This window comes from Enterobacter oligotrophicus, from assembly GCF_009176645.1.
Lineage (GTDB): Bacteria > Pseudomonadota > Gammaproteobacteria > Enterobacterales > Enterobacteriaceae > Enterobacter > Enterobacter oligotrophicus.
The window spans coordinates 2,401,687-2,425,582 of sequence record NZ_AP019007.1; the positions used below are offsets into that span (position 1 = coordinate 2,401,687).

Sequence of the window (23,896 nt, forward strand, 5' to 3'; positions counted from 1 at the left end):
AATAAGCCCCATAAGCAAAGGTTCTTGATGGTTGTCACACTTCTGTCTTTTATAAATGGAAACCGGTTTCCGTATGATGTCCAATCAGCCTCGCAATAACTTTTTACACTTTGAGGATGGTTGTCGATGTTCAAGATTATGCTGTGCTGCTCTGCCGGGATGTCCACCAGCCTGCTGGTCAGCAAAATGGTCGATGTCGCGAAAGAGCGTGGTTTGGCGGTAAAGATTGATGCGTATGGCGTTTCCGAATTTGATACGCAGTTTCCGCAATACCAGGTTGTCCTTCTCGGACCGCAAGTGAAATACATGTTACAGACACTCTCAGACAAGGCGGCTACAAAAGGCATTCCGGTGCAGCCCATCGACATGATGGACTACGGCATGCAGCGTGGCGATAAGGTACTGGACTATGCTCTGTCGCTCATTGAAGCGGCACACTAAAAGGTGTTCACATGAGTTCGTTATATCAATCCATGGTCGCGGTTATTGAGCAGTCAATTACCCCGCTGGCCGCGAAGCTCGGACAGCAAAAGTATGTGATTGCAATCCGCGACGGCTTTACCGCCGCGCTGCCGTTTATGATCATCGGCTCGTTTATGCTGGTGTTTATCTTCCCGCCGTTCTCGGCAGATACCACCAACAGCTTCGCCCGCGGCTGGCTGGATTTCTCCCAGACCTACCGCGAACAGCTGATGCTGCCGTTTAACCTCAGCATGGGCGTGATGACCTTCTTCATTTCGGTGGGGATTGGTGCGAGCCTGGGGCGTCAGTTTAACCTCGACCCGGTGATGTCCGGCCTGCTGGCCTTTATGGCCTTCCTGCTGGTTGCCGCGCCGTATGCCGACGGCAAAATTTCAACGCAGTATCTGTCGGGTCAGGGGATCTTCACCGCGCTTATCACCGCCATTTACTCCACCCGTGTGTACGCGTGGCTGAAGCAGAACAACGTGACCATCCGCCTGCCGAAGGAAGTGCCGACCGGCGTGGCGCGTTCGTTTGAGATCCTGATCCCGGTGATGGTGGTGATCGGTACCTTGCATCCGCTGAACCTGTTCATTGAAGCGCAAACCGGGATGATTATCCCGCAGGCAATTATGCATCTGCTGGAGCCGCTGGTGTCCGCGTCTGACTCGCTGCCCGCCATTCTGCTCTCCGTGCTGCTGTGCCAGATCTTCTGGTTTGCTGGTATCCACGGTTCGCTGATTGTCACCGGCATCATGAACCCGTTCTGGATGGCCAACCTTTCCGCAAACCAGGCGGCACTGGCTGCAGGCGCGGCGCTGCCGCATGTTTACCTGCAGGGCTTCTGGGATCACTACCTGCTGATTGGCGGCGTAGGCTCGACGTTACCGCTGGCGTTCCTGCTGCTGCGCAGCCGCGTCACGCATCTGCGCACCATCGGCAAAATGGGCGTGGTGCCAAGTTTCTTCAACATCAACGAACCGATTCTGTTCGGCGCGCCGATCATCATGAACCCGATGCTGTTCATCCCGTTCGTGTTTGTTCCGCTGGTGAACGCCTGCCTGGCCTACGGCGCAACCAAACTCGGCTGGCTGGCGCAGGTGGTGTCGTTAACGCCGTGGACCACGCCCGCGCCGATTGGCGCTTCGTGGGCGGCAAACTGGGCGCTCAGCCCGGTGGTGATGTGCCTCGTGTGCATGGCGATGTCCGCGCTGATGTACCTGCCGTTCCTGCGTGCCTATGAACGTACGCTCATCAAAAACGAAGAGCAGAAAGCCCAGGCAACCGTCGGTGCCGCTGAAACAGCAAGCCATTAAGTCAAAGAGGAAGAGTCATGAAATACGCATTTCCCGATAACTTCTGGTGGGGCAGCGCAAGCTCCGCTCTCCAGACGGAAGGGTCACGAGAGGGTGAAACCACGTGGGATTACTGGTTTACCCGCGAGCCGAACCGTTTTCACAACGGCGTGGGGCCGCAGCAGACCTCCACGTTTTACCAGCACTGGAAAACGGACATTCAGCTGTTAAAACAGCTGAACCACAACAGCTTTCGCACCTCGATTAGCTGGGCGCGCCTGATCCCCGACGGTATCGGTGAAGTAAACCCGGACGCGGTCGATTTTTATAATCAGGTCATTGACGAGCTGATTGAACAGGGCATCACGCCGTTTATTACCCTGTTCCATTTCGATATGCCGATGGCGATGCAGGAGATCGGCGGCTGGGAAAACCGCGACGTGGTGAACGCCTACGCCCGCTATGCGCAGATTTGCTTCGAGCTGTTCGGCGATCGCGTGCTGCACTGGTTTACCTTCAACGAGCCGATCGTGCCAGTGGAGGGTGGTTACCTGTACGATTTTCACTATCCGAACGTGGTGGATTTCCGTCGCGCGGCGACCGTGGCGTATCACACCGTACTGGCTCATGCGCTGGCGGTTCGCGCCTACCGCGCCGGGCATTACGCGGGTGAGATCGGCATCGTGCTGAACCTGACGCCGTCCTACCCGCGCTCGCAGAACCCGGCGGACGTGAAGGCAGCGCACATTGCGGATCTGATGTTTAACCGCAGCTTCCTCGACCCGGTTCTGCGCGGTGAATACCCGGCAGACCTGGTGGCATTGCTGAAAGCATACGATCAGCTTCCAGCCTGCAAACCGGAAGACAGTACCCTGATCGCGGAAGGGAAAATCGACCTGCTCGGCGTGAACTATTATCAGCCGCGTCGCGTGAAGTGCCGCGACAGCGCGGTAAACCCGCAGGCTCCGTTTATGCCGGAGTGGTTCTTTGATAGCTACGAGATGCCGGGCCGCAAGATGAACCCGTATCGCGGCTGGGAAATCTACGCGCCAGGTATTTACGATATCCTGGTTAACCTGCGCGACAATTACGGCAACCCTCGCTGCTTTATTTCTGAAAACGGCATGGGCGTCGAAAACGAGCAGCGCTTTATTGAAAATGGCCAGATAAACGATCAATACCGCATCGCGTTTATTTCTGAGCATTTAACCTGGCTGCATAAAGGTATTAGCGAAGGGTGCAATTGTCTTGGCTACCACATGTGGACATTTATTGATAACTGGTCGTGGTGCAATGCCTATAAAAATCGCTATGGATTTATCCAGCTCGATTTAAATACGCAGAAACGCACCATCAAAAAGAGCGGAGAGTGGTTTGCCACCACCGCGTTGAATAACAGTTTTAACAGAGAGTCACTGTGATGATCGTATTAGAAGAAGCCGTAATGGAAATTATCGTCAACGCCGGTCAGTCCCGTAGCCTGTGCTTTGAAGCGCTGCACGCGGCGCGCCAGGGCAACATTGACGAGGCCAAAAGCCTGCTGCGCGAAGCCGACGGCTACGCGCGCCAGGCGCACAAGATGCAGACCAAGCTGATCGAGCAGGATGCGGGGGAAGCCCGTCAGCCGATGACCTTAATCATGGTTCACGCGCAGGATCATTTAATGAACTCCCTGCTGGCGCGTGAATTATCCGAAGAGATTATTCATTTATATCAGAGATAGCCTATGGCGAAATAAACGTTAATGTAAAATTTCTGTACCTTAAAATATAAATCAACTTGTTCTGATGATAGCGACATATTCTGTCAGATCGGAGCGGGATGGTTATTGTCTGGATAAAATTAAACTATATTGAGATAACCATGACTAATATTAAAAAACTTCCATTAACAATGGCGGTTATCGCCGCGCTTTGCCCAATTTCTGTACTTGCACAAGAATTTACGCAGGAGCAAATCGACGCCATTGTGGCCAAAGCGGTGGACAAAGCCCTGGCAGAACGTCAGGCCAAAATGGATGCGGCGGTCGCGAAAAAAGCGGACGTGGTGACCGAGCCGCAAAGCGCGGCGCAATCCCCGGATATGGCGATTCCGTTCGGCATTAAATTTACCGGCTATGCCCGCTACGGCGCGCATTTCCAGGCCGCCGATCAGAAATACGTGGCGGTAGATGGCTCTTACAACGGCGCATCCGCGATTGGCCGACTGGGTAACGAAGGCAACGGCGGCGAGTTCCAGCTCTCCAAAGCCTTTAAGGGTGAAAACGGCGCTATCTGGGACATCAACGTGATGATCGACCACTGGGGCGACGAAGTTAACCTGAAAAAAGCCTACGCGGGCGTGACCAATATTATGGCGTCTAACCCGAACGCCTACTTCTGGGCCGGTCGCGACTTCCACCAGCGTCCGCAACAGGGCATCAACGATTACTTCTGGATGAACCACGACGGCCAGGGTGCCGGGGTGAAGAACTTCGACATCGGCGGCGTGCAGTTTGACGTGGCGACCGTGGCGGCAGTGGAATCCTGTAGCCCGGAAGTGATGGAAGATGAAGCCAACCCGTCGCGCATCACCTGTACCGGCGGTTCCGGCACAGGCGATAAGGGCAACTACGCGGCGACCTCAAAAATCCACGGCATGAAGCTCGGCCCGATCGACCTTGAGCTGTACGCCAACTACGGCTTTGATTCGAAAGCGGTGGAGAGCGACGAGCGTCTGAACGCATGGCAAGGCGGCGTGGTGCTGAGCCACACCAACGACAGCGGCGTGAACAAGGTGATTGCCCGCTACTCCGATAACTCGGACAACAGCGTGTTTAACAAAACCGAGGACCTGACCACGGTCTACGCCAGCTTCGAAGGGCTGCATAAATTCACGCCACAGACGCAGGTGGAGTACATCCTCGCCTTCCACGACTACGACAACAGCCGCGACAAAACCGACAACCGCAAGAACTACAACGCCATCGTGCGCCCGATGCACTGGTGGAACGACGTTCACTCCACCTGGCTGGAAGCGGGCTGGCAGCACGTGGATTACGACAACGGCGGCGATAACAAGGGCTGGAAGCTGACCCTGTCGCAGAACATGTCCATCGCCATGGGGCCGGAGTTCCGTCCGATGCTGCGCTTCTACGTGACCGGCGGCAAAGTGGATAACGAACGCACCGCGCGCGTGAACGGCACCAAAGACGAAACGCTCGACGACTTCAACGTTGGCGCGATGTGGGAGGCGTGGTTCTAGTAGAGCGTCGTTTGTTTCGCCCGGCGGCGCTGCGCTTGCACGGGCCTACAAGGTTTTGTAGGCCGGGTAAGCGTAGCGCCACCCGGCAAGATCCCATGTTATGCTAGAAAAAAACCAACATAGCAGGGGAGTACATGGGTTCCACACGCAAAGGGATGCTGAACGTCCTGATCGCCGCCGTTTTATGGGGTAGCTCGGGGGTTTGTGCGCAGTACATCATGGAGAAAAGCCACATTTCTTCGCCTTACCTGACCATGGTTCGCCTGCTGTTTACCGGCGTGATCTTACTGACGCTCTCCTTCGTTCACGGCGACAAGATTTTCTCGGTCATCAAACATCGCAAAGACGCCCTCAGCCTGCTGATTTTCTCGCTGGTCGGCGCGCTCACGGTGCAGCTCACCTTCCTGCTGACGATTGAAAAATCCAACGCCGCCACCGCCACCGTGCTGCAGTTTCTGTCACCGACGATTATCGTGGCGTGGTTTGCGCTGGCGCGGAAAAAGCGCCCCGGCGTGTTTGTCCTGTCCGCCATTCTGACATCGCTTATCGGCACGTTTCTGCTGGTGACCCACGGCGACCCGACCTCGCTCTCTATCTCCCCTGCCGCGCTGTTCTTCGGCATCGCCTCGGCGTTTGCCGCCGCATTTTACACCACGTATCCGTCGACGCTGATCGCCCGCTACGGCACGCTGCCGATTGTCGGCTGGAGCATGTTAATCGCGGGATTGATGTTAACGCCGTTCTACGCCGGGCGTGGGACGACGTTTGTGATCGACGGCAGCCTGCTGCTGGCGTTTTTCTATCTGGTGGTGATTGGCACGGCGCTGACATTCAGTCTGTATCTGAAAGGCGCGCAGATGATAGGCGGGCCGAAGGCAAGCATTCTGAGCTGCGCCGAGCCGCTGAGCAGCGCGCTGTTGTCGGTGGTTTTGCTTGGCGTGGCGTTCACCCTGCCGGACTGGCTGGGGACGCTGCTGATTGTGTCGTCGGTGGTGCTGATTTCAATGGATTCGAGAAGACGGGTTCAGACATCGGCGTGATCTACAAATAATAGTGATAGCGGCACATCAAAATAGTCAGAGCGCTATCCGACACCCCGTAGACCAGACGATCGGTATCGTTGATCCGGCGGGACCAGTATCCGGAAAGATTACCTTTGAGCGGTTCCGGCTTACCCAGGTCATCGAAGGGTTGGCGCTTCGCATCTTCAATCAATTTATTGATTCTGCGAAGCGTTTTCTTGTCCTGCTCCTGCCACCACAGGTAATCATCCCAGCCGTTATCAGTCCAAATCAGTAGCCTGGTCATCTATCAGATCCCTCTGCGTGGTTTTTCCGGTATTTGCCTGTGCGATTGACTCCATCAGTCGGCTGGCGTTAGCAGGCGAACTCATCAGATGGATGGTTTCCATCATCGAGTTGTAGTGCTGCAGAGACATCACCACCGCATCACCGCCGTTGCGGCGGCTGATGATGGTCGTCTCCACGTTGTCATTCACGTCGTCCAACACATCTTTGAGTCGGCTTCGTGCTTCGGTAAACGTCACAACCTGCATACTTCCTCCTGTACAAGTTACGGTACAAGTATATCGATGAAGTGACTATTTATCAATCAACGTGCCTTAACCTCCCCCGCCACCAGCAGCGCCGTCAGCAGCATCAGCGTGCCGGAAATCACCAGCGGTGACGTCAGCCCCAGATGGTCGAGCGCCACGCCGCCCACCGCCGCGCCGCAGGTGTTTGCCAGCTGGATCACCGCCACCTGAATCGACCCGGCTTTTTCCGCCTGATCGGCAAGCGAGCGGGTGATCCAGGTCGACCAGCCCACCGGTACCAGCGCAAAGGCAAAGCCCCAGATAATCGCAATCGCCGACGCAACCCATTTGTCGCTGCCCCACAGCATCAGCACCGCGGCGCTGATCGCCAGTATCAGCGGTGCCCCCGCCAGCGCCACCTTCAGGGAGCGTTTCAGGAACTGGGACGACAGCGAGGTGCCGACAAAGCTGGCAATACCAAAGCTCAGCAGCACCAGCGTCAGGCCATCCACGTCAAACCCCGCCATGGTCATAAACACCGGGCGGATGTAAGTGAAAAAGGCAAACTGCCCGGCGAAGGCCATAAAAATGGCGGTCATCCCCGCCAGCACACCGGGGCGCTTCAACAGCGCAAACATGTTCTGTTTATGGTGCGCCGCCTCACCCGGCAGGGACGGCAGCGCTTTCCACACCCACACAATGCAAAGTAACCCCATCACCGCCGCCGCGTTGAAAACGTTACGCCAGCCAATGATCCCGCCGAGGAAGCTGCCCAGCGGCGCGGCAATCACCAGCGCGATAGAGACCGCACCGAAGATAACGGACAACGCTTTTGGCACCGTGCGTGCTGGCACCAGGCGCATAGTGAGTGAGGCGGACATCGCCCAGAAGCCGCCTAGTCCCAGCCCCAGGCAGGCCCGTCCGAGCAACAGCAGCAAGAAATTATTGGCGAAGGAGACCAGCAGACAAGAGAGTGTCAGCAGGACGCTGAAAAGAATGACCACTTTACGACGGTCGATGGTGCCGATTACCTGAGTGATAAACAGGCTGGCGAACATCGCCACAAACGCGGTCACGGTGACGGACTGCCCCGCCACGCCTTCAGAAATACCCAGATCCTGCGCCATCGGCGTCAGCAGGCTGACCGGCAAAAACTCAACGGTAATCAGGCAGGCAACGCAGAATGCCACGGAGAAAACCGCCGACCAGTTGGGGCGTGAAACCTCGGTGGTCTGCGGTCTGGTCGTGGGCTGGATATGTTCTGTCATGGCATCACCTGAAGATAAAAACGTGCGGAAAAGTCGCGCAGTTTATCATCAAAAGTGTGACGGATTTAACGATTTGACAACTTTTGCTGCTTTTCTTGCCGGGCGGCGCTGCGCTTGCACCGGCCTACGGGGCTTGTAGGCCCGGTAAGCGAAGCGCCACCGGGCAAAATTACCCGCGAGCCTTAGCGGCAGCATTTGCTAATCCCACGATCCACTCCTGATGCCCGTTAATCATCGGGTTCGGCACGGTGCGCGCTAATTCCTGCGCCGGCACGCCTTTCTGCGACTCCTGGGTCAGAATGCGCACGCGGTTGCCCGGTAAGTCTTCAAACAGCCAGGCGTGGATCACATCCAGACGCGAATTCGCATCGCCTTCGACCCAGCCGTGCCAGGCAATGCGTGCGGCTTCACCGCCCACGGGAGGAACATACTCCGTCACCTGCGCCTCAACCGGAAAACCAAAGGTGATGAAGCGAAAGCGCGCGTTCGCACTCAGTTCCGGGCCGCTGCCGTCGTGGAAACGAATATCGTCGGCGTTGCTGTAGTAGCTGGGCCACAGAGTGGCGTCGTTAAGCTGCGCCCAGATCTCTTTTGCCGTCAGACCGGCGACAATGATTTCGTTAGACGCAAAGTTATCGGTGGTGCCTGGCAGGTAATCGTTCGGCCAGATAATGGCGGATTGTTTCATGGTTCACCTCATCGTATTGGTTGATGAGGTGAGGATGCGCGCCAGAGTGATATAAATCTAATGACGATGCTTTATACTCTTCATCACGTCTGGTGATATCAGTGCAGATAGAATACGCCCTCTTCCGGCAGGAAGAGCTTGTTATAGCGTAGCTGGAAGGCGTTAAGCTCTTGCGGGTCTGGCTCCATTTCGCGCATAAAACCAAGCGCGAGGCGGATTTGCGCATCGGTGATCGGCGCGGCCAGGCGAGCTTTACGCAGCAGGCGGTGCCAGGTATGCAGGTTCTCTTCACTGCCATCTACGATGCAGACCTGCCAGATCAGCAATACCTGAGCGGCGTTTTGCAGGTGAGCCTCATCGGGGCGCTCAAGGTAGCGGATAAACTCATTGCCGGACGATTTACCGAACTGGTCGATCATCGATTCTATCGGCACCGGGGTGATCCCCAGACGCTCGCTTAAACGTTTGATGGCGCGGCGGGAATCCGAGGTCAGGACCCGAAATCCGACCACAAATACCACGGCAAGCGTTGCCAGCATTATCCAGACCATGCGTTCTCCTTAAATCAGCCGCTCATCATAGCGGGAAACGCATGTCGTCAACAGCGGGCAAGGCCATAATAGTGATCTGAAAAAAGGTGGAAAAACGCCATGAAAGTGGATTTGCGCACGCTGGATCTTAACCTGCTGAAAGCGCTGGACGCCCTGCTGGACGAGCGCAGCGTGACCCGCGCGGCGGCGCGTCTCGCACTGACCCAGCCCGCGGTGAGCGGCATGCTCAACCGCCTGCGGGACGCCTTCGACGACCCGCTGTTTATCCGCGCCCCGCACGGCATCGTGCCAACCCTGCGCGCGGAAGCGCTGGCTGCACCGGTGAAGCGCATCCTGGCGGATATCGACGTGCTGTTGCAGCCCGTCACTTTTGAGCCGGGCACCGCAAACCTGACGTTTACCCTTGCCGCCACCGATTACGCCCTGCGCGCGGTGATTGTGCCGTTTATCGCCGCGCTGAAGGTACAGGCTCCCGCTATTCGTGTGCGAGTCGTGCCGGTTGAACCCGATCGTCTCGTCGCCCAACTCGAACAGGGGAAAATCGACCTCGCCCTGCTGACCCCCCACACGACGCCGGACGAACTCCACAGCCGCGCACTTTATGATGAACGGTACGTGTGCATGATGCGTGTCGATCACCCTGATGCGGGAAAGCCGCTGACGTTAGACCGATTCTGCGCGCTGGAGCACGTGCTGGTCTCTTATGAGGGTGAAAGTTTTCACGGTGTCACTGATGACGCGCTGGCGAGTGTGGGCCGCGAGCGGCACGTGGGATTATCGGTGAGTAGCTTTCTGGTACTGCCGGAAGTGCTGGCGGTCAGCGATATGATTGCCGTGGTGCCAGGGCGGATGGCGGAAAACCGGGTGGGAATATATGTGTGTGATACGCCGGTTTCGGTGCAGGGATTCACCAAAAGCATGGCCTGGCACGGTAGAGCCCATCGAAACCCCGCGCAGGTATGGCTGCGCGGGTTGCTGCTGGAGACCAGTCAGCGGCAGGCATAAAAAAGCCCGGCATCACACCGGGCAAAGAAGTCACCTGCACACTCAGGCTGCTTTCAATTTCTGCACGCGATTTTCACGGCGGATCTTACGTTCTTCCAGCACCGCAACCATCGCCATCAGCACGATACAGCCAATCGCTGCTGCATCCAGCGCGGCGAAGGTGCCCGCCCAGCCGGTGAGGCCGAAAACTGGCGTGCCGTCGGCGATCATACCCAGACCGAGCTTGGCGAAGCTGTCGCCGATCAGGTAAGCAAAGGTGCCTTTAATCCCATCGGCCGCGCCGATCGCTTTTTTCGGGACAAAGCCCACTGCCGCCACGCCGATTAAAAGCTGCGGACCAAACACCAGGAAACCGAGCGCGAACAGTGAAGCCAGGTAAACGTACTGGTTGCTGGCGTGCTGATAAACGCCGAGCGTGGCGATGATCAGCGCCAGCGCGACGCAGGCTACCAGCGCGCGACGACCGTTTGCGAGGTCGGAGAGCCAGCCCCATAGCAGCGTGCCGACCAGCGCCCCCACTTCAAACAGGGTAAAGCCCTGAATCGCGACCTCTTTAGAGAGTTTCAGCTCCTGGAAGGCATACACGGTAGACCATTGGTCAATGCCGATGCGCACCACGTAGAGGAAGATGTTCGAGAAGCAGAGCAGCCAGATCACTTTGTTTTTCAGCACGTACTCAACAAAGATCTGCCATTTGGACATCTCGTTTTCTTCGGTCTCTTTGTCCTCTTCGCTGATCTCCTCGCCAAATAGCTCTTCGGCTTTGCCGAGGCCGTAAGATTCCGGGGAGTCGCTGCCGTAGCGCAGGCCGATAAAGCCGACAATCAGGGCGATAATCGACGGGAAGATAAACATGCCGATCACGTGGCCGTCGAACAGGTAGTTAGCACCAAACAGCGCCACGCCAGCCGCCCCCGCACCGCCGAGGTTGTGGGAGATGTTCCACATGCCGAGGTAGGAACCACGCTTGCGGCGCGGCGTCCATTTGGTGATGGTGGAGTAGCTGCACGACCCGCCGGTGCTCTGGAAGAAACCGCTCAGGGCGTAGAAGGCGATCATCAGGAACAGGCTGACGGAGCCTGCACCCATGCTGGCGCTGAAGCCGAGCATACAGATGGCAGAGAGGATCAGCATAAACGGCAGGAACTGCTTGGTGTTTTTACCGTCCGCGTAGTAGGACACAACGGTTTTCCCCACCCCGTAGGTGATGGAGAAGCCCAGGCCGATCATCCCCAGTTGCGTCATGCTCAGCCCATAGGTGGAGATCATGTCGTTCTGCGCGATGTTAAAGTTTTTGCGGATCAGGTACATGGTCAGGTAGCCGATAAAGACCACCAGATAGGACTGCATGAACGGTTTGAACCACATTTTGCGCCGCACATCGAGCGGCAGATCCAGGGTCGGTTTGCGCACCTGATTTAAGAAGGCCAGCATGGTTTGCTCCTGAGCTGATTTTTACCTGCGAATGGCAGGCATTGTAAAAATCAGCCAGGAGAGATGCCTGAGACAGCGTCCAGGTAAAACCGGGAAAATTTCTTAGTTTTGCGCCATTCGGGGCGAAAAGGTGAGGCGCATCACATCACACTGGCTTCGCGTGGGGCCTGGGCATGTAAAAACGGCAACAGCAGCAGCGCGGAAATTCCCGCTGCAATGGCGATCACCGCGAAGAACCCGCTCCAGTGCCAGATGTCGATCACCCGCGCCAGCGGCCAGCCGGAGAGCGATGCGCCGAGATAGGCAAACAGCCCGACAAAACCCGTCGCCGCGCCTGCCGCCTCTTTGTGCGAACATTCCGCCGCCGCCATGCCGATCAGCATCTGCGGGCCAAACACGAAGAAGCCGATGGTGAAGAAGCACGCCGCCTGCATCACATAGCTGGCAAACGGCATCAGCCACAGCGAGCCGACGGAGAGCAAAATCCCGGCGGCGAAGATCAGGTTCATCGGCCCACGGTTGCCATTGAACAGCTTATCCGAGCCCCAGCCCGCCACCAGCGCGCCGATAAATCCGCCCAGCTCAAACATCGTGACCGCCGAGTTGGCTGTCACCAGGTCCACGCCGAGCGTCTCGGACATGTACAGATTGCCCCAGTCGTTGATCGCCGCGCGCACCACGTAGACCAGCACGTAGCAGAGCGAGAGAAGCCAGATATACGGGTTCAGCAGCACGTATCTGGTGAGGATCTCTTTGCGAGTCAGCCCAGCGCCCTCCTGCTGTTGCGCCACTTCCAGCTCGTCGTGCCGCCAGTCGCCCACCGCAGGCAGGCCAACGGTTTGCGGGCGATCGCGCAAACGCCAGCAGAGGAACAGCCCGGCGATAATCGCCAGGCCGCCCGCGATCATCATCCCCGCACGCCAGCCGTAGTGCAGTGCCGCCGCGCCTACCACGATCGGGATCAGCGCCCCGCCGACGTTATGCGCTGTGTTCCATATCGCCCACCAGCCGCCGCGCTCGTTGCGCGAATACCATGCGGTAAGCAGGCGGGCGCACACCGGCGCGCCCCAGCCCTGGAAAAAGGCATTCAGCGCCCACAGCAGCGCAAAGGCCCACAGCGAAGTGGAGAAGCCAAACAGGATGTTCACCACGCCGGTGGCAATCAGCCCGACGCCCATGAAATAGCGGGCGTTAGAATGGTCGCTGACAATGCCAGAGAAGAACTTCGACAGACCATAGGTGATGTAAAACAGCGTCGCCAGCAGGCCGATATCGGTGCGGGTCATCACGCCGCTGGCGAGGATTTCCGGCGCGGCGGCGTTGAAACTTTTGCGCGTGAAGTAAAACAGCGCGTAGCCGAGCCAGAGAGTGAAAAGGATATGGCGACGCCAGTAGCGGTAGCGGGCGTCGATTTCCGCTTTATCGCTTACAGGCGCGGCACTGACAGGCGTTTTAAACATGGTGACTCCTCAGCGGTAAACTCACGCTAACGCGCGTGCCGTGGGTGCAGGAGATCGTCAGCGTGCCGCCCAGCGCCTTCACGCGCTCGCGCATGCCCGCCAGGCCAAAGCCCTGCTGGCCGGAACCCGGCGGCAGGCCACAGCCGTCGTCTTCAATCACCAGCTTGAGGCTCTCCTCCTGCTGCCAGCCCTGCAGCGTGACCGCGCTGGCGCTGGCGTGCTTCACAATGTTGTTCAGCCCTTCCTGGCAGACGCGGAACAGCGTGACGCGCTGGCCTTCACTCAGCGGACGTTCATCAATGCGCCAGTCGAGATGGCTGACAATCCCGCGGCTCTCCAGCTCCATCTCGCGCATCAGGGAACGGACCGCCTGTTCAAGTGACAGGTCATCAAGCTGGCGCGGACGCAACCGCCCTAACAGACGGCGAACGGAGTCATACACGCCCAGCGAGAGTTGTTCGATATGCGCCCCGCCCTGCTTCACGCCCGCGTTTTCCGCCGCCAGACGTTGAACAATGCCCGCCTGGGTGCGGATGGCGGTGATGGTCTGGCCGATGTCGTCATGCAGCTCGCGGGCAACCTCCTGCCGCACGCTCTCTTCCGTCTCCAGCAGGCGTTCCGCCAGACGACGATTGCGCGCCAGCTCGGTTTGCAGAGACTGATTCAGTTCACGCAGACGCTGGATACCCGCCCCCAGCAGCAGCCCGGTCAGGCTCTGGGCCAGCAGGGAAAGCAGCAGATCGACCGGGTGGTCGTGCCAGGTCTGGCTGGCAATCAGCGCGATGGCGTTCATCAGCGTGGCGATCAGCGCGCCCTGCCAGCCGTAATGCCAGGCGAGAGCAATGATCGGCAACGCCAGGCAAAACGGCGTGAAGCGCGAGAGTTCAGCAGGCAGGCCAAGCTGCAGCCACAGACTGACCACAAACAGCAGCAGATACCAGATAAGATGCCGGGCGCGCCAGTTCACCGGCTGAGAAACCAGCGCAGGGCCGAGCGGCTGCCAGACGGTGCTGGTGAGGTAGTGCCAGATAACGAGACAGGTCGGCGCGAGGGTCAGGCCACCGGTGAGCGTCAGCAGCAGGGCGTTGAGCATCTCCTTTTCGCCTGTCCACGGCAGGGACTGCAGCAGCGCGGCGGCAATCAATACCGCCCCCTGACGCAGCAGCGTGCGCCAGTCTCGCTGGTGGCGGTAGCGTGAGATAAGGGCAACCGGAAGAAGCGTGAGTACGCTTCCGGTCATCAATAATGGCAAATGCGCCAGTGCCACCTCCTGCGCAAGCCAGGCCAGCATCAACCACTCCGCCCCCAGCAGCACAGGCCAGTACGCACGCGGGCATTGCAGCATCAGCCCCAGACGCAAACCAAAGGGGAACAACAGCACTGCCAGCTCCGGGCGATCCACCAGATGCAGGCTGATACTCCACAGGCAGAACCAGGCGGCGGAAAAGATAAAAAAGCTGGCAACAACGGCGATCAGCCGTGAAAAGACGGCGTTCATTGCCAGCTATCGAACATACGACGCGCCAGCTCAACGTCGTTGCTGACGTTGAGTTTTTCCATCAGATTAGCGCGGTGAACGTGGACGGTTTTTGGCGACAGCGCCAGTTCAGCGGCAATCTCTTTTACCGACATCCCCTGAGCGAGTTTTTCCGCAACCTGTCGTTCGCGTCTGGTGAGCGGGTCCTGCCGCCCTGTCGCCAGCTTGATGGCGATATCCGGCGTCAGGTAGCAGCCACCGGTCGAGACGGTGCGCACGGCGGCAATCAGTTCGTCCGGGCTGCAGCGTTTTGAGAGGAACCCACGCGCGCCCGCGTTGAGCGCCTGCTCCACCAGCGCCGGGCTGTCGTGGACTGAGAGCATAATCGTCGCTAACCCTTTCGGCAGCTGGCTCAGCAGTTCCAGCCCGGAGAGATCCGGCATTGAGATGTCGCAAATGCAGACCTGCACGCCACGCCCCGGCAGGCCAGCCAGCGCCTCGCGGCCGGAGCCAAACTCTGCCACCACCTGAAAATCAGGCTCAAGGTTCAGAAGCTGGGCAAATCCGGAGCGAACGATTAGATGGTCGTCGATAAGGGCGATGGTGGTCATGGGTGTTCCTGCGGTCTGAAAACGCCGGATGGCGCTGCGCTTATCCGGCCTACAAGAGCGAAAGACGCTTACCTTAAGCGATTTATTCGAAGAACACCGCAATTTTGTTAAACATGGTGGGATCGGACTGGTTGCGCGCCACTTTGGTGACGTCCTCCAGCTTGTCGATTTGCGCCATCATCTGCTCCAGACGCTGGTCATCGTTGACCAGCAGCCAGATGCGGCTGTGCTCGCTGCCCTGAATCGGCAGACAGAGAATGCCCTCCACGTTAAACGCGCGGCGGGCAAACAGCCCGCAGACGTGGGTCATGACGCCTGGGTGGTTGCGGACGGTGAGTTCCAGAATGACGTTATCATGTTGTTTTTGCATGGCTTATTCTCCCACCATCTCAGTATTGGCCGCGCCCGGCGGGACCATCGGATACACTTTTTGTTCAGGGTCGATACGCACGTGGATCAGCGCCGGACCAGGACGATCGATCGCCGCCTGCAGCGCTGCGTGGGCATCTTCTTCGGCATTCAGATCGCAGGTGTGCAGGCCAAATCCGGCGGCAATCTGCATAAAGTTGATCATCCCCGGATAGGTCGCCGCAAACACGCCCTGCTTGTAGAACAGGCTCTGCTGCTGGTGAACCAGCCCCAGCGCTTCGTTATTCATCAGAATGATTTTGACGTCTAACTGATTTTCGGCCGCCGTCGCCATTTCCTGAATGTTCATCATCAGGCTGCCGTCGCCGGAGAAACAGATAACCTTGCGATCGGGATTGGCCAGTGCAGCGCCGACTGCGGCGGGCAGGCCAAAACCCATGGTGCCCAGGCCGCCGGAGGTCAGCCACTGGCGCGGGCGGTTCAATGGATAAGCCTGCGCGGTCCACATCTGATGCTGACCAACGTCGGTAGTGATGATGGCGCTGTCGTCGACGCAGGCGGCCACGGCGTTAATCAGTCCGTAGTGGCTCAGCGGGTCTCCCTCGGTTGGGATCGCGCCCGGAAATTCATTTTGCAGATCGGCCACCAGTTGACGCCACTCTTCGCGACCGGTCACGTCCGTTTGCGGGATCAGCTGCGCCAGTACCTCAGCCACATCGCCCTGAATCGCCACGTGCGGCTGCTTGATTTTACCCAGCTCGGCACGGTCGATATCCACATGAATGATTTTGGCGTTCGGACAGAACTGCTCGGTTTTACCAATCGCCCGGTCATCAAAACGTGCGCCCATGACAATCAGCAAATCAGCCTCTTGCAGGATGTAGTTGGTGCTGCGCGCGCCGTGCATGCCCAGCATGCCGAGAGAGAGCGGGTGCGCTTTAGGCAGCATGCCGAGCGCCATCAGTGTCATGGTGGTGGGCAGGTTAGCTTTTTCAGCGAACTGGCGGATTTCATCCGCGGCGTTAATCGCCCCGCCGCCCAGATAGAGCACCGGACGTTTGGCGGCGTTAATCATCGCCGCCGCATCGCGCACGCTCTCAGCGCTGAATGCCGGCGCGGGGGCACGCTCGCCCGGCTCCGGCAGCACGTCGATCTCAATTTCTGCGGTCTGGACATCCTTAGGAATGTCTATCCACACCGGGCCTGGGCGGCCAGACTGCGCAATGCGAAATGCATCGCTGATAACCTGTGGAAGCTCGGCGATATTGCGAACTAAATAGTTATGTTTGGTGATGGGGATAGAGATGCCGTAGGTGTCCACTTCCTGAAACGCATCAGTACCTATCATTGAGGACGGCACCTGGCCGGTGATGCAGATCAGCGGAATGGAGTCGAGCCGTGCGTCGGCGATGGCGGTCACCAGGTTGGTTGCGCCAGGGCCGCTACAGGCCATGCAGACCGCCGGTTTGCCCTGAGTACGCGCCATGCCCTGAGCGATAAAACCTGCGCCCTGCTCATGGCGCGCCAGTACGTGGCGGATCTGCGTGCTTTGGCTTAACGCATCATACAGCGGCAGCACTGTCCCGCCAGGGATGCCCGCAACCGTGGTAATACCCTGTCGTTCCAGTAAGTGAACGATTAACTGCGCGCCCGTAAAACGCGTCTTCGTGGATGTTGTGCCCGAAATTGCCATGCTCCAGTCCTTTTATGAGCCGACTTTCCGGGAGGCGTTTAAACGAAAAACCCCGCCCGGTTTGCGCCGGCGGGGTTTTGGATTCGTGTGTTGATCCAGTCCCTACGGCGCATTGCCGACGACCACCACCACACGCACGACGACCACTGCGGCTGGTTGCGCAGTTTTTAGTAGAGTCGAAGTGAACAGAGATGGAGTCATTAGGAACCTGTGTTTGGAATCATTGATAGAATTTATACAACCACAGGTTTTTCAGCGTGACAATGGAAATATTTTCATCTGCGCAAAAATGCGTCAGGGATCACGTTTCGTTTGTTGAATGCTGACACTCAAAAAGTCGGTTTTAACTCACTCAATAAAAAGCGCAGGCGATATACCAAAGCGGGCCGCCAGTTTTTTAATGTGGCTCAACGTGAGCTGTCGCTGCCCATTAAGCACCCTTGAAACCATTGATTTACTGCCGATTTCATCCTGAAAATCGGAGAGAGTCAGTTTGTATTGATCCATAAGGGTTCTTAAAACCGCAATCCCTACTGGAACAGATTCCATCTCCTGGCGTAATGCGACCATTTCAGGTCGGTTCGCTTCGTAACGGCTAATTCTGGCGCACACCAGATCCAGTAACGGGCTACCAGGCTCGTTTATGAGCAAATATTCCACCAGTTCGAGTGCGTCCTGGTAATCTTTCTCGTTCGGATGTTCACCCAGTAAAGGAACAGCGGCAACCAGGGCATGCGTTGCTTTCATTGCATCAGCGACGATCATCATTTCTTCCCCTTAGTGCGATGTTTCTCCGTAAAACGGTCATATTCCTTATGAGTAAAAACATGGCGCACATAAAACTTTTGGCTTTCAAAGAAGATGAGAGCCACTACTCTGAGATTGTTGTTTGCAACATCAATAACATAATGCTTATCGAGATATTTGAAGTTATCTAGCGTCGGAAAGATTTTTCTTAGCGCAGCAGGCGTTGGGCAATGGCTTTTTTCGATAATACGTCCTAAAAAAAGAAGTTCTTCCTTGTGCTGCGGAAACTGGGTTACCGCATCCAAAATTGCCTTCATAGAGATTAAATGCATACTGCATGCCTGCCGCGTCCGTTGCCATTATGGCAACGATAACAGTTGTTGCCAATAAGTCAACGGGAGACATCATTTTCGCTAAGCCAGAAAACAAAAAACCCCGCCTAAGCGAGGTTTTTATCAGGGTTTTGCGGTTGGTCGCCGCAGAACACACTGTGTTACGTCAACGCAAAAAGTATACGCGATCGCAGACGAACGCGCAATTCCGGCACGGATTTTGACGTTTTTGAGTATGGATCGCCTTCTAAAATTTGTCCATAAAATACTGTTCATGCATACAGTATTTATCTATACTGAAGGTGTTCGCAGTGAGCGAGGGGGCCGCAGTTCTACCGGCGCAACGACGTCCTGGCTGAAACGGGTGGTGCCGTCAGTGCCTTAACCCCCTGAAGTGAGCACACTGTGTTACGTCAATCCAGGTGCTGGCAACAGGCGGCGGAAAGGTACGCCAGCATCGTGCTCCTTTTGACCAGAAGGAGACGCGTATGAGCGTAGTGGATATGGTGGTTCTTATCCTCAAACTCATTGTTGCTGTACTGCAACTGCTTGATGCTGTCCTGAAATACCTTCGGTGATTCAGGTTCAAGTCGCACCTGAGAGGGGCGGGCAACCGCCCCTCTTTAATAACGAGGGAATGCTATGTCGCGTCTGTTAATTGAGCCTGTTACGCCAGATGAACCGGGCTATATCGCCCTGAAGGCGGAAAGTATCGCATTGAATTTCAACATGCTGCGCAGGCTGGAAGAGAACTGGCAGCGCGGTGAAAACCGCTTTAACGCACCGGGTGAAAAGCTGCTGGGTGCGTTTCTCAACGGCAAACTGGTGGGCGTATGCGGCCTCAACCGCGATCCGTTCAGCCAGCAGCCACGCGCCGGGCGCATCCGTCATCTCTACGTGAGCGAGAAGTGCCGCGGGCTGGGCATTGGCAAGCAGCTGTTAACCGTGGTGATGGCCGATGCCAGCATCTGGTTTGATTTCCTGAATACCCATGCGCCGGATGCCGCTTACGGGTTTTATCACCGGGCGGGTTTCACGCTGGTCTCGGACGAACCGCGGGTAACGCACCGTCTTTTTTGCGCGGTGTAACCGGCTGGCAGCATCAGGATGTGAATGTTACAGTTGAGTGACAATTCACCACCCGATACGCCATGACCATCACCGTTTTCTGCATTTTGCTGTTCGCCGCACTGCTGCATGCCAGCTGGAACGCCATCGTTAAAGCCGGAACGGATAAGCTCTATTCCGCGATCAGCGTCAGCGGCTCCGCCACGCTGATTGCCCTGGTGCTGCTCCCCTTCTCTCCACAGCCCTCTGCCGCAAGCTGGCCGTTTTTGATCGTCTCCTGTGCCTTACAGGTGGTGTACACCGTGCTGGTCGCGAAAACCTATCAGGTCTCCGATATGAGCCAGACCTATCCGCTGATGCGTGGCACCGCGCCGCTGCTGGTGGCGCTGATCAGCGTACTGGCGCTCGGGGATCACCTTTCCTGGCTTGCCTGGTCCGGCATCGGAGTGATCTGCCTGTCGATACTGGCGTTGGCGATGAACGGGCGCATGCAGTCACGCAAAGGGATCTGGCTGGCGCTGCTGAACGCCTGTTTTATTGCCGGGTATACCCTGGTGGACGGCACCGGCGTGCGGGTATCGGACACCGCGCTGGGCTATACGCTGTGGACCTTCTTTATGAACGGCTTCTGCCTGCTGAGCTGGGCGATGGTGGCGCGTCGGCGCGAAGCGTCCAGCTACCTGCGTCTGCACTGGAAAAAGGGGCTGCTCGGCGGGGTTGGCACCATGGGCTCTTATGGTCTGGCGCTCTGGGCGATGACGCAGGCACCGCTGGCGGTGGTCGCGGCGCTGCGTGAAACCTCGATTCTTTTCGGGGCGCTGATTGCGTTTGTGCTTTTAAAAGAAAAGGTTGCGGGCCTGCGCGTCGCGGCAGCACTGGGTATTGCAGGCGGAGCTATTCTGCTGCGCCTCGCATAAATTACTGGCAACATTAGTTGCCGTTCTTGTTTACAAATCCTGCCTTATCGCTCTCATTCATTCATCACAGTAATGCTTAAATTGTCATCTTACTGTGGTAGATTCCTCGCGCATTTATGGGAATGCGTAGTCACTTATTCTTTATTTCTCTCTTTTGGCAAAAGTATTCAGCGACATGAAAAAACAAAGGAACGTTAACTTATTGTTGATGCTGGTGTTACTGGTGGCCGTCGGTCAGATGGCGCAAACCATCTACATTCCGGCGATTGCCGACATGGCAAAGGAACTTAACGTCCGCGAAGGCGCGGTGCAAAGCGTGATGGCGGCCTATCTGTTGACCTACGGCGTCTCGCAGCTGTTCTACGGCCCGCTTTCCGATCGCGTCGGGCGTCGCCCGGTCATTTTAGTGGGCATGAGTATTTTCATGGTGGCGACGGTGATTGCTATCACCACCCACAGCCTCACCGTCCTGATTGCCGCCAGCGCGCTACAGGGCGTCGGAACGGGTGTCGGCGGGGTGATGGCACGCACGTTACCGCGCGATATGTATCAGGGCACTCAGCTTCGCCATGCTAACAGTTTGCTTAATATGGGCATTCTGGTCAGCCCGCTTCTCGCTCCGCTGATTGGTGGTCTGCTGGATACACTGTGGTCCTGGCGCGCCTGCTACGCCTTCCTGCTGGTGTTGTGCATGATTGTGACGTTCAGCATGGCGCGCTGGATGCCGGAAACGCGTCCACAGGATGCGCCGCGCACCAGACTCATCGCCAGCTACAAAACGTTGTTCGGCAATGGCGCGTTTACCTGCTATCTGCTGATGCTGATTGGCGGTCTGGCGGGCATTGCCGTGTTCGAAGCCTGTTCCGGTGTGCTGTTAGGCGCAGGGCTTGGGCTGAGCAGCATGGTGGTGAGCATTCTGTTTATTTTGCCGATCCCGGCGGCGTTCTTCGGCGCATGGTTTGCCGGACGTCCGAACAAGCGTTTCACCACGCTGATGTGGCAGTCTGTAATAAGTTGTCTGCTGGCGGGTGTAATGATGTGGCTTCCGGGTCTGTTCGGCGTGATGACCGTCTGGACGCTGCTGATCCCGGCGGCACTGTTCTTCTTCGGCGCGGGGATGCTGTTCCCGCTCGCCACCAGCGGCGCAATGGAGCCGTTCCCGTTCCTCGCTGGCACGGCGGGGGCGCTGGTCGGCGGTTTGCAGAATATCGGTTCCGGCGTGCTGGCCTGGCTTTCCGCCATGATGCCGCAAACCGGGCAGGCTAGTCTGGGTTTACTGATGACCCTGATGGGGTTGCTGATTTTACTGTGCTGGCTGCCGCTGGCGTCGCGTGTTCCGCATCACGAACAGCCTGTTTAACCGCATGATGGCCCGGCTTAGCGCCGGGCTTTTCACAATCAGGCGCGATCATTGCCTGCAAAAGCGGCTCCGGCGCAGACCGCCAGGCCCCCTCTTCCCCGTCGTAAAACTGGATATCGGCATTAATCGCATACGGGATTTTCGCCTTTTGCAGCTCGCAGGCCATAAACGTGGCGAATGCCATTTGCGACGCGGTTGGCGTCAGTCGGCTGGACTCACCCACGCCCCAGCCCCCAACCCAACTGGTATGTCCGGTTTTTTGCTGCCAGTGAAGTGCCGTATTGATGCGGTTTCGGATTGCCGCTTTCTCCGCCGCTGTGCCCGACGTCCACGGGTATTTACCGTTACTTTTCAGCGGCCCCCACGGGAAAATATGCCACTCCGCCAGCACATAGTTTTGGCTGTGTGCGGGCAATTTCAGGCTGGATAGATCTTCCGGCGCGGCACGCAGCCGGGGGGCAATGAAGATCATGCGGTTCGCATCAATGTCATGAATGACCTTAATCGTTTTCTCATACACCCGGTTAAGGGAAGCCACGTTATGGTTGAGCTTATCAGCGGGCTCGTAGATCAGGTCGAAACCGAGCAGCGGCGATTGTTGACCAAAATAGTGCGCCACGGCAATCCACCAGTTGATCACCTCTTTTTCTGTATCGGCCTTCGGGGCATTTTTATATTCATCAGCCTGATAAGCGATGATGGGGATCACGCCGTAGTGCTCGCAGGCTTCTACCAGCTTACGCAGATGAATCAGCCGCGCTTCGGTCGGTTCTGCTGCCACCCGAATACGCACGTGGGTAATGCCTTTCGCGCGGAAATCGCGGACCACCAGCGGGTCAAACTCGCGGATACCGCGCTCGGTGCGCGCCCAGTCGACATCAAGGCCCACGCCAAGCTGCTGCGCGTAATGCGCGGCGGTCAACGGCGGCTCAGCGGCAACGGTCCAGCCGGAAGCAATCAATAACGCGGTGACAATGAAGGGCTTAAACACGGAGTACCTTGCAAGAAATCAAAAGCAATAACCTGTATTTAGCACGCTTTTTCACATTTGGTGTAGAGTCTGAATAAACTAAATTCTGAGATGAATGATGAAAACCGATCACACCCACGCCCTTGTCGCGCAGTTTCCTCTGATTGAGGAGCTGATCGCCCTGAAAGAAATCACCTGGTTTAACCCGCGCACCACTTCGCTTGCCGAAGGATTGCCGTATGTCGGGCTGACCCAGTCCGATGTGGACGACGCCCACGCACGCCTGAACCGCTTCGCGCCGTATCTGGCGAAAGCGTTCCCCGAAACGGCAGCCACCCACGGTATTATCGAATCTGAGCTGGTTGCTATCCCGGCGATGCAAAAACGGCTGGAGCAAGAATGTAGCACCACAATCCCTGGCACATTGCTGCTGAAAAAAGACAGCCATCTGCCCGTCTCCGGCTCGATCAAAGCGCGCGGCGGCATCTATGAAGTGCTGACCCACGCAGAAAAACTGGCGCTCAACGCCGGGCTGCTCAACGTCAATGACGATTACAGCGTCCTGCTGGAACCACGCTTCAAAGATTTCTTCAGCCAGTACAGCATTGCCGTGGGCTCGACGGGCAACCTCGGCATGTCCATTGGTATAATGAGCGCGCGCCTCGGCTTTAAGGTGACGGTGCATATGTCTGCCGACGCTCGTGAATGGAAGAAAGCTAAACTGCGCAGCCACGGCGTGATTGTCGTTGAATATGAGCAGGATTACGGCGTGGCGGTGGAGCAAGGACGTAAAGCGGCCGAAAGCGATCCGAACTGTTTCTTTATTGACGATGAAAACTCCCGCACCCTGTTTCTGGGCTATGCGGTGGCAGGCGGACGCCTCAAGGCGCAATTTGCCCAACAGGGCCGCGTGGTTGATGCGGATCACCCTCTGTATGTCTATCTGCCGTGCGGCGTAGGCGGTGGCCCTGGCGGTGTGGCGTTTGGTCTGAAACTGGCGTTTGGCGATCACGTTCACTGCTTCTTCGCCGAACCAACCCACTCCCCTTGCATGCTGCTGGGCGTTTATACCGGCCTGCACGATGAGATTGCAGTACAGGATTTGGGTATTGATAACGTAACGGCAGCCGATGGGCTGGCGGTAGGACGTGCGTCCGGCTTCGTGGGCCGCGCGATGGAGCGCCTGCTGGACGGCTTCTACACACTTTCCGACCAAAGCATGTATGACATGCTCGGCTGGCTGGCGCAGGAGGAAGGGATTCGCCTGGAGCCGTCGGCACTGGCGGGTATGGCCGGGCCGTTGCGTGTGACGGGCACCCCGGAGAACACGACCCATCTGGTCTGGGCAACCGGCGGCGGCATGGTGCCGGAAGCGGAGATGGCAAGGTATCTGGCGAAAGGCAGGTGTTAAT

27 protein-coding genes are annotated in these 23,896 nt (G+C 57.3%); 12 read left to right on the forward strand and 15 right to left on the reverse strand.

What is annotated here, in order from left to right:
- Window positions 1-126 precede the first annotated feature (126 nt).
- The 6 genes from EoCCA6_RS11550 (at window position 127) to EoCCA6_RS11575 (ending at window position 6,040) form a co-directional block, all read left to right on the forward strand.
- Complete coding sequence (locus EoCCA6_RS11550; RefSeq protein ID WP_013094822.1) at window positions 127-441, forward strand: PTS sugar transporter subunit IIB; 315 nt, start codon at window positions 127-129, stop codon at window positions 439-441.
- An 11-nt stretch (window positions 442-452) separates the two neighbouring features.
- Complete coding sequence (locus EoCCA6_RS11555; protein ID WP_152082774.1) at window positions 453-1,778, forward strand: PTS sugar transporter subunit IIC; 1,326 nt, start codon at window positions 453-455, stop codon at window positions 1,776-1,778.
- A gap of 17 nt (window positions 1,779-1,795) precedes the next feature.
- On the forward strand, window positions 1,796-3,178 hold the full coding sequence (locus EoCCA6_RS11560) for a glycoside hydrolase family 1 protein (RefSeq protein ID WP_152082775.1): 1,383 nt from the start codon (window positions 1,796-1,798) through the stop codon (window positions 3,176-3,178).
- Window positions 3,178-3,480: a PTS lactose/cellobiose transporter subunit IIA gene (locus EoCCA6_RS11565; RefSeq protein ID WP_028015653.1), complete on the forward strand. Its 303-nt coding sequence runs from the start codon at window positions 3,178-3,180 to the stop codon at window positions 3,478-3,480. Before EoCCA6_RS11560 ends, EoCCA6_RS11565 begins: the two co-directional genes overlap by 1 nt.
- Before the next feature lie 140 nt (window positions 3,481-3,620).
- The gene (locus tag EoCCA6_RS11570) at window positions 3,621-5,000 is read left to right on the forward strand and encodes a carbohydrate porin (protein ID WP_152082776.1); all 1,380 of its coding nucleotides are present in this window, start codon (window positions 3,621-3,623) and stop codon (window positions 4,998-5,000) included.
- 134 nt (window positions 5,001-5,134) lie between these two features.
- The gene (locus tag EoCCA6_RS11575) at window positions 5,135-6,040 is read left to right on the forward strand and encodes a DMT family transporter (protein WP_152082777.1); all 906 of its coding nucleotides are present in this window, start codon (window positions 5,135-5,137) and stop codon (window positions 6,038-6,040) included.
- Window position 6,041: 1 nt separating this feature from the next.
- On the opposite strand, the gene EoCCA6_RS11580 is transcribed toward EoCCA6_RS11575, so the two are convergent.
- The 5 genes from EoCCA6_RS11580 to EoCCA6_RS11600 all read right to left on the reverse strand — a co-directional run bounded on the left by EoCCA6_RS11580 (window position 6,042) and on the right by EoCCA6_RS11600 (window position 9,041).
- A complete protein-coding gene (locus tag EoCCA6_RS11580; RefSeq protein WP_152082778.1) occupies window positions 6,042-6,308 on the reverse strand; it encodes a Txe/YoeB family addiction module toxin in 267 nt (88 codons plus the stop codon).
- Complete coding sequence (locus tag EoCCA6_RS11585; protein WP_041911702.1) at window positions 6,283-6,555, reverse strand: type II toxin-antitoxin system Phd/YefM family antitoxin; 273 nt, start codon at window positions 6,553-6,555, stop codon at window positions 6,283-6,285. The genes EoCCA6_RS11580 and EoCCA6_RS11585 overlap by 26 nt, the downstream gene beginning before the upstream one ends.
- A gap of 56 nt (window positions 6,556-6,611) precedes the next feature.
- Window positions 6,612-7,802 (reverse strand): purine ribonucleoside efflux pump NepI, encoded by a 1,191-nt coding sequence (gene nepI, locus EoCCA6_RS11590; protein ID WP_152082779.1) that lies wholly within the window; start codon window positions 7,800-7,802, stop codon window positions 6,612-6,614.
- A gap of 169 nt (window positions 7,803-7,971) precedes the next feature.
- Window positions 7,972-8,490 (reverse strand): SRPBCC domain-containing protein, encoded by a 519-nt coding sequence (locus EoCCA6_RS11595; protein ID WP_152082780.1) that lies wholly within the window; start codon window positions 8,488-8,490, stop codon window positions 7,972-7,974.
- 98 nt (window positions 8,491-8,588) lie between these two features.
- Window positions 8,589-9,041 carry a DUF1198 domain-containing protein gene (locus EoCCA6_RS11600; RefSeq protein WP_152082781.1) on the reverse strand — a complete coding sequence of 151 codons (453 nt, stop codon included), beginning with the start codon at window positions 9,039-9,041 and terminating at the stop codon, window positions 8,589-8,591.
- A gap of 99 nt (window positions 9,042-9,140) precedes the next feature.
- Here EoCCA6_RS11600 and EoCCA6_RS11605 point away from each other — a divergent pair, with 99 nt between their 5' ends.
- Complete coding sequence (locus EoCCA6_RS11605) at window positions 9,141-10,046, forward strand: LysR family transcriptional regulator (protein ID WP_152082782.1); 906 nt, start codon at window positions 9,141-9,143, stop codon at window positions 10,044-10,046.
- A 42-nt stretch (window positions 10,047-10,088) separates the two neighbouring features.
- Here the strand turns inward: EoCCA6_RS11605 and uhpT are convergent, their stop codons facing one another.
- The 9 genes from uhpT to EoCCA6_RS11650 all read right to left on the reverse strand — a co-directional run bounded on the left by uhpT (window position 10,089) and on the right by EoCCA6_RS11650 (window position 18,169).
- Window positions 10,089-11,480 (reverse strand): hexose-6-phosphate:phosphate antiporter, encoded by a 1,392-nt coding sequence (gene uhpT / locus EoCCA6_RS11610; protein ID WP_152082783.1) that lies wholly within the window; start codon window positions 11,478-11,480, stop codon window positions 10,089-10,091.
- Between the two features lie 140 nt (window positions 11,481-11,620).
- The gene (uhpC, locus tag EoCCA6_RS11615; protein ID WP_152082784.1) at window positions 11,621-12,940 is read right to left on the reverse strand and encodes an MFS transporter; all 1,320 of its coding nucleotides are present in this window, start codon (window positions 12,938-12,940) and stop codon (window positions 11,621-11,623) included.
- Window positions 12,933-14,438: a signal transduction histidine-protein kinase/phosphatase UhpB gene (uhpB, locus tag EoCCA6_RS11620; protein ID WP_152082785.1), complete on the reverse strand. Its 1,506-nt coding sequence runs from the start codon at window positions 14,436-14,438 to the stop codon at window positions 12,933-12,935. Before uhpB ends, uhpC begins: the two co-directional genes overlap by 8 nt.
- Window positions 14,435-15,028: a response regulator transcription factor UhpA gene (uhpA, locus tag EoCCA6_RS11625; protein WP_152082786.1), complete on the reverse strand. Its 594-nt coding sequence runs from the start codon at window positions 15,026-15,028 to the stop codon at window positions 14,435-14,437. The genes uhpB and uhpA overlap by 4 nt, the downstream gene beginning before the upstream one ends.
- Window positions 15,029-15,110: 82 nt before the next feature.
- The gene (gene ilvN, locus EoCCA6_RS11630) at window positions 15,111-15,398 is read right to left on the reverse strand and encodes an acetolactate synthase small subunit (RefSeq protein WP_010426528.1); all 288 of its coding nucleotides are present in this window, start codon (window positions 15,396-15,398) and stop codon (window positions 15,111-15,113) included.
- Window positions 15,399-15,401: 3 nt separating this feature from the next.
- Entirely contained in the window at window positions 15,402-17,090 is a 1,689-nt protein-coding gene (gene ilvB, locus EoCCA6_RS11635) for an acetolactate synthase large subunit (RefSeq protein WP_152082787.1), read from the reverse strand.
- A 102-nt stretch (window positions 17,091-17,192) separates the two neighbouring features.
- A complete protein-coding gene (gene ivbL, locus EoCCA6_RS11640; RefSeq protein WP_023331688.1) occupies window positions 17,193-17,291 on the reverse strand; it encodes an ilvB operon leader peptide IvbL in 99 nt (32 codons plus the stop codon).
- A gap of 147 nt (window positions 17,292-17,438) precedes the next feature.
- Complete coding sequence (locus EoCCA6_RS11645) at window positions 17,439-17,858, reverse strand: helix-turn-helix domain-containing protein (RefSeq protein WP_152082788.1); 420 nt, start codon at window positions 17,856-17,858, stop codon at window positions 17,439-17,441.
- The gene (locus EoCCA6_RS11650; protein ID WP_152082789.1) at window positions 17,855-18,169 is read right to left on the reverse strand and encodes a type II toxin-antitoxin system HigB family toxin; all 315 of its coding nucleotides are present in this window, start codon (window positions 18,167-18,169) and stop codon (window positions 17,855-17,857) included. The genes EoCCA6_RS11645 and EoCCA6_RS11650 overlap by 4 nt, the downstream gene beginning before the upstream one ends.
- Window positions 18,170-18,657: 488 nt before the next feature.
- Here EoCCA6_RS11650 and tisB point away from each other — a divergent pair, with 488 nt between their 5' ends.
- The 4 genes from tisB (at window position 18,658) to emrD (ending at window position 21,514) form a co-directional block, all read left to right on the forward strand.
- Window positions 18,658-18,747, forward strand: a complete 90-nt coding sequence (gene tisB, locus EoCCA6_RS11655; RefSeq protein ID WP_071599731.1) for a type I toxin-antitoxin system toxin TisB — start codon at window positions 18,658-18,660, stop codon at window positions 18,745-18,747.
- 64 nt (window positions 18,748-18,811) lie between these two features.
- Window positions 18,812-19,258 carry a GNAT family N-acetyltransferase gene (locus EoCCA6_RS11660; protein WP_152082790.1) on the forward strand — a complete coding sequence of 149 codons (447 nt, stop codon included), beginning with the start codon at window positions 18,812-18,814 and terminating at the stop codon, window positions 19,256-19,258.
- 62 nt (window positions 19,259-19,320) lie between these two features.
- Window positions 19,321-20,154: an EamA family transporter gene (locus EoCCA6_RS11665; RefSeq protein ID WP_152082791.1), complete on the forward strand. Its 834-nt coding sequence runs from the start codon at window positions 19,321-19,323 to the stop codon at window positions 20,152-20,154.
- Between the two features lie 175 nt (window positions 20,155-20,329).
- Window positions 20,330-21,514: a multidrug efflux MFS transporter EmrD gene (emrD, locus tag EoCCA6_RS11670; RefSeq protein WP_152082792.1), complete on the forward strand. Its 1,185-nt coding sequence runs from the start codon at window positions 20,330-20,332 to the stop codon at window positions 21,512-21,514.
- Here emrD and EoCCA6_RS11675 read toward each other — a convergent pair.
- Window positions 21,417-22,505, reverse strand: a complete 1,089-nt coding sequence (locus EoCCA6_RS11675; protein ID WP_152082793.1) for a cellulase family glycosylhydrolase — start codon at window positions 22,503-22,505, stop codon at window positions 21,417-21,419. The two genes, emrD and EoCCA6_RS11675, sit on opposite strands and share 98 nt — an antisense overlap.
- Window positions 22,506-22,602: 97 nt before the next feature.
- Here EoCCA6_RS11675 and dsdA point away from each other — a divergent pair, with 97 nt between their 5' ends.
- Window positions 22,603-23,895 (forward strand): D-serine ammonia-lyase, encoded by a 1,293-nt coding sequence (gene dsdA / locus EoCCA6_RS11680; protein ID WP_152084445.1) that lies wholly within the window; start codon window positions 22,603-22,605, stop codon window positions 23,893-23,895.
- The last annotated feature ends 1 nt before the right edge of the window (window position 23,896 follow it).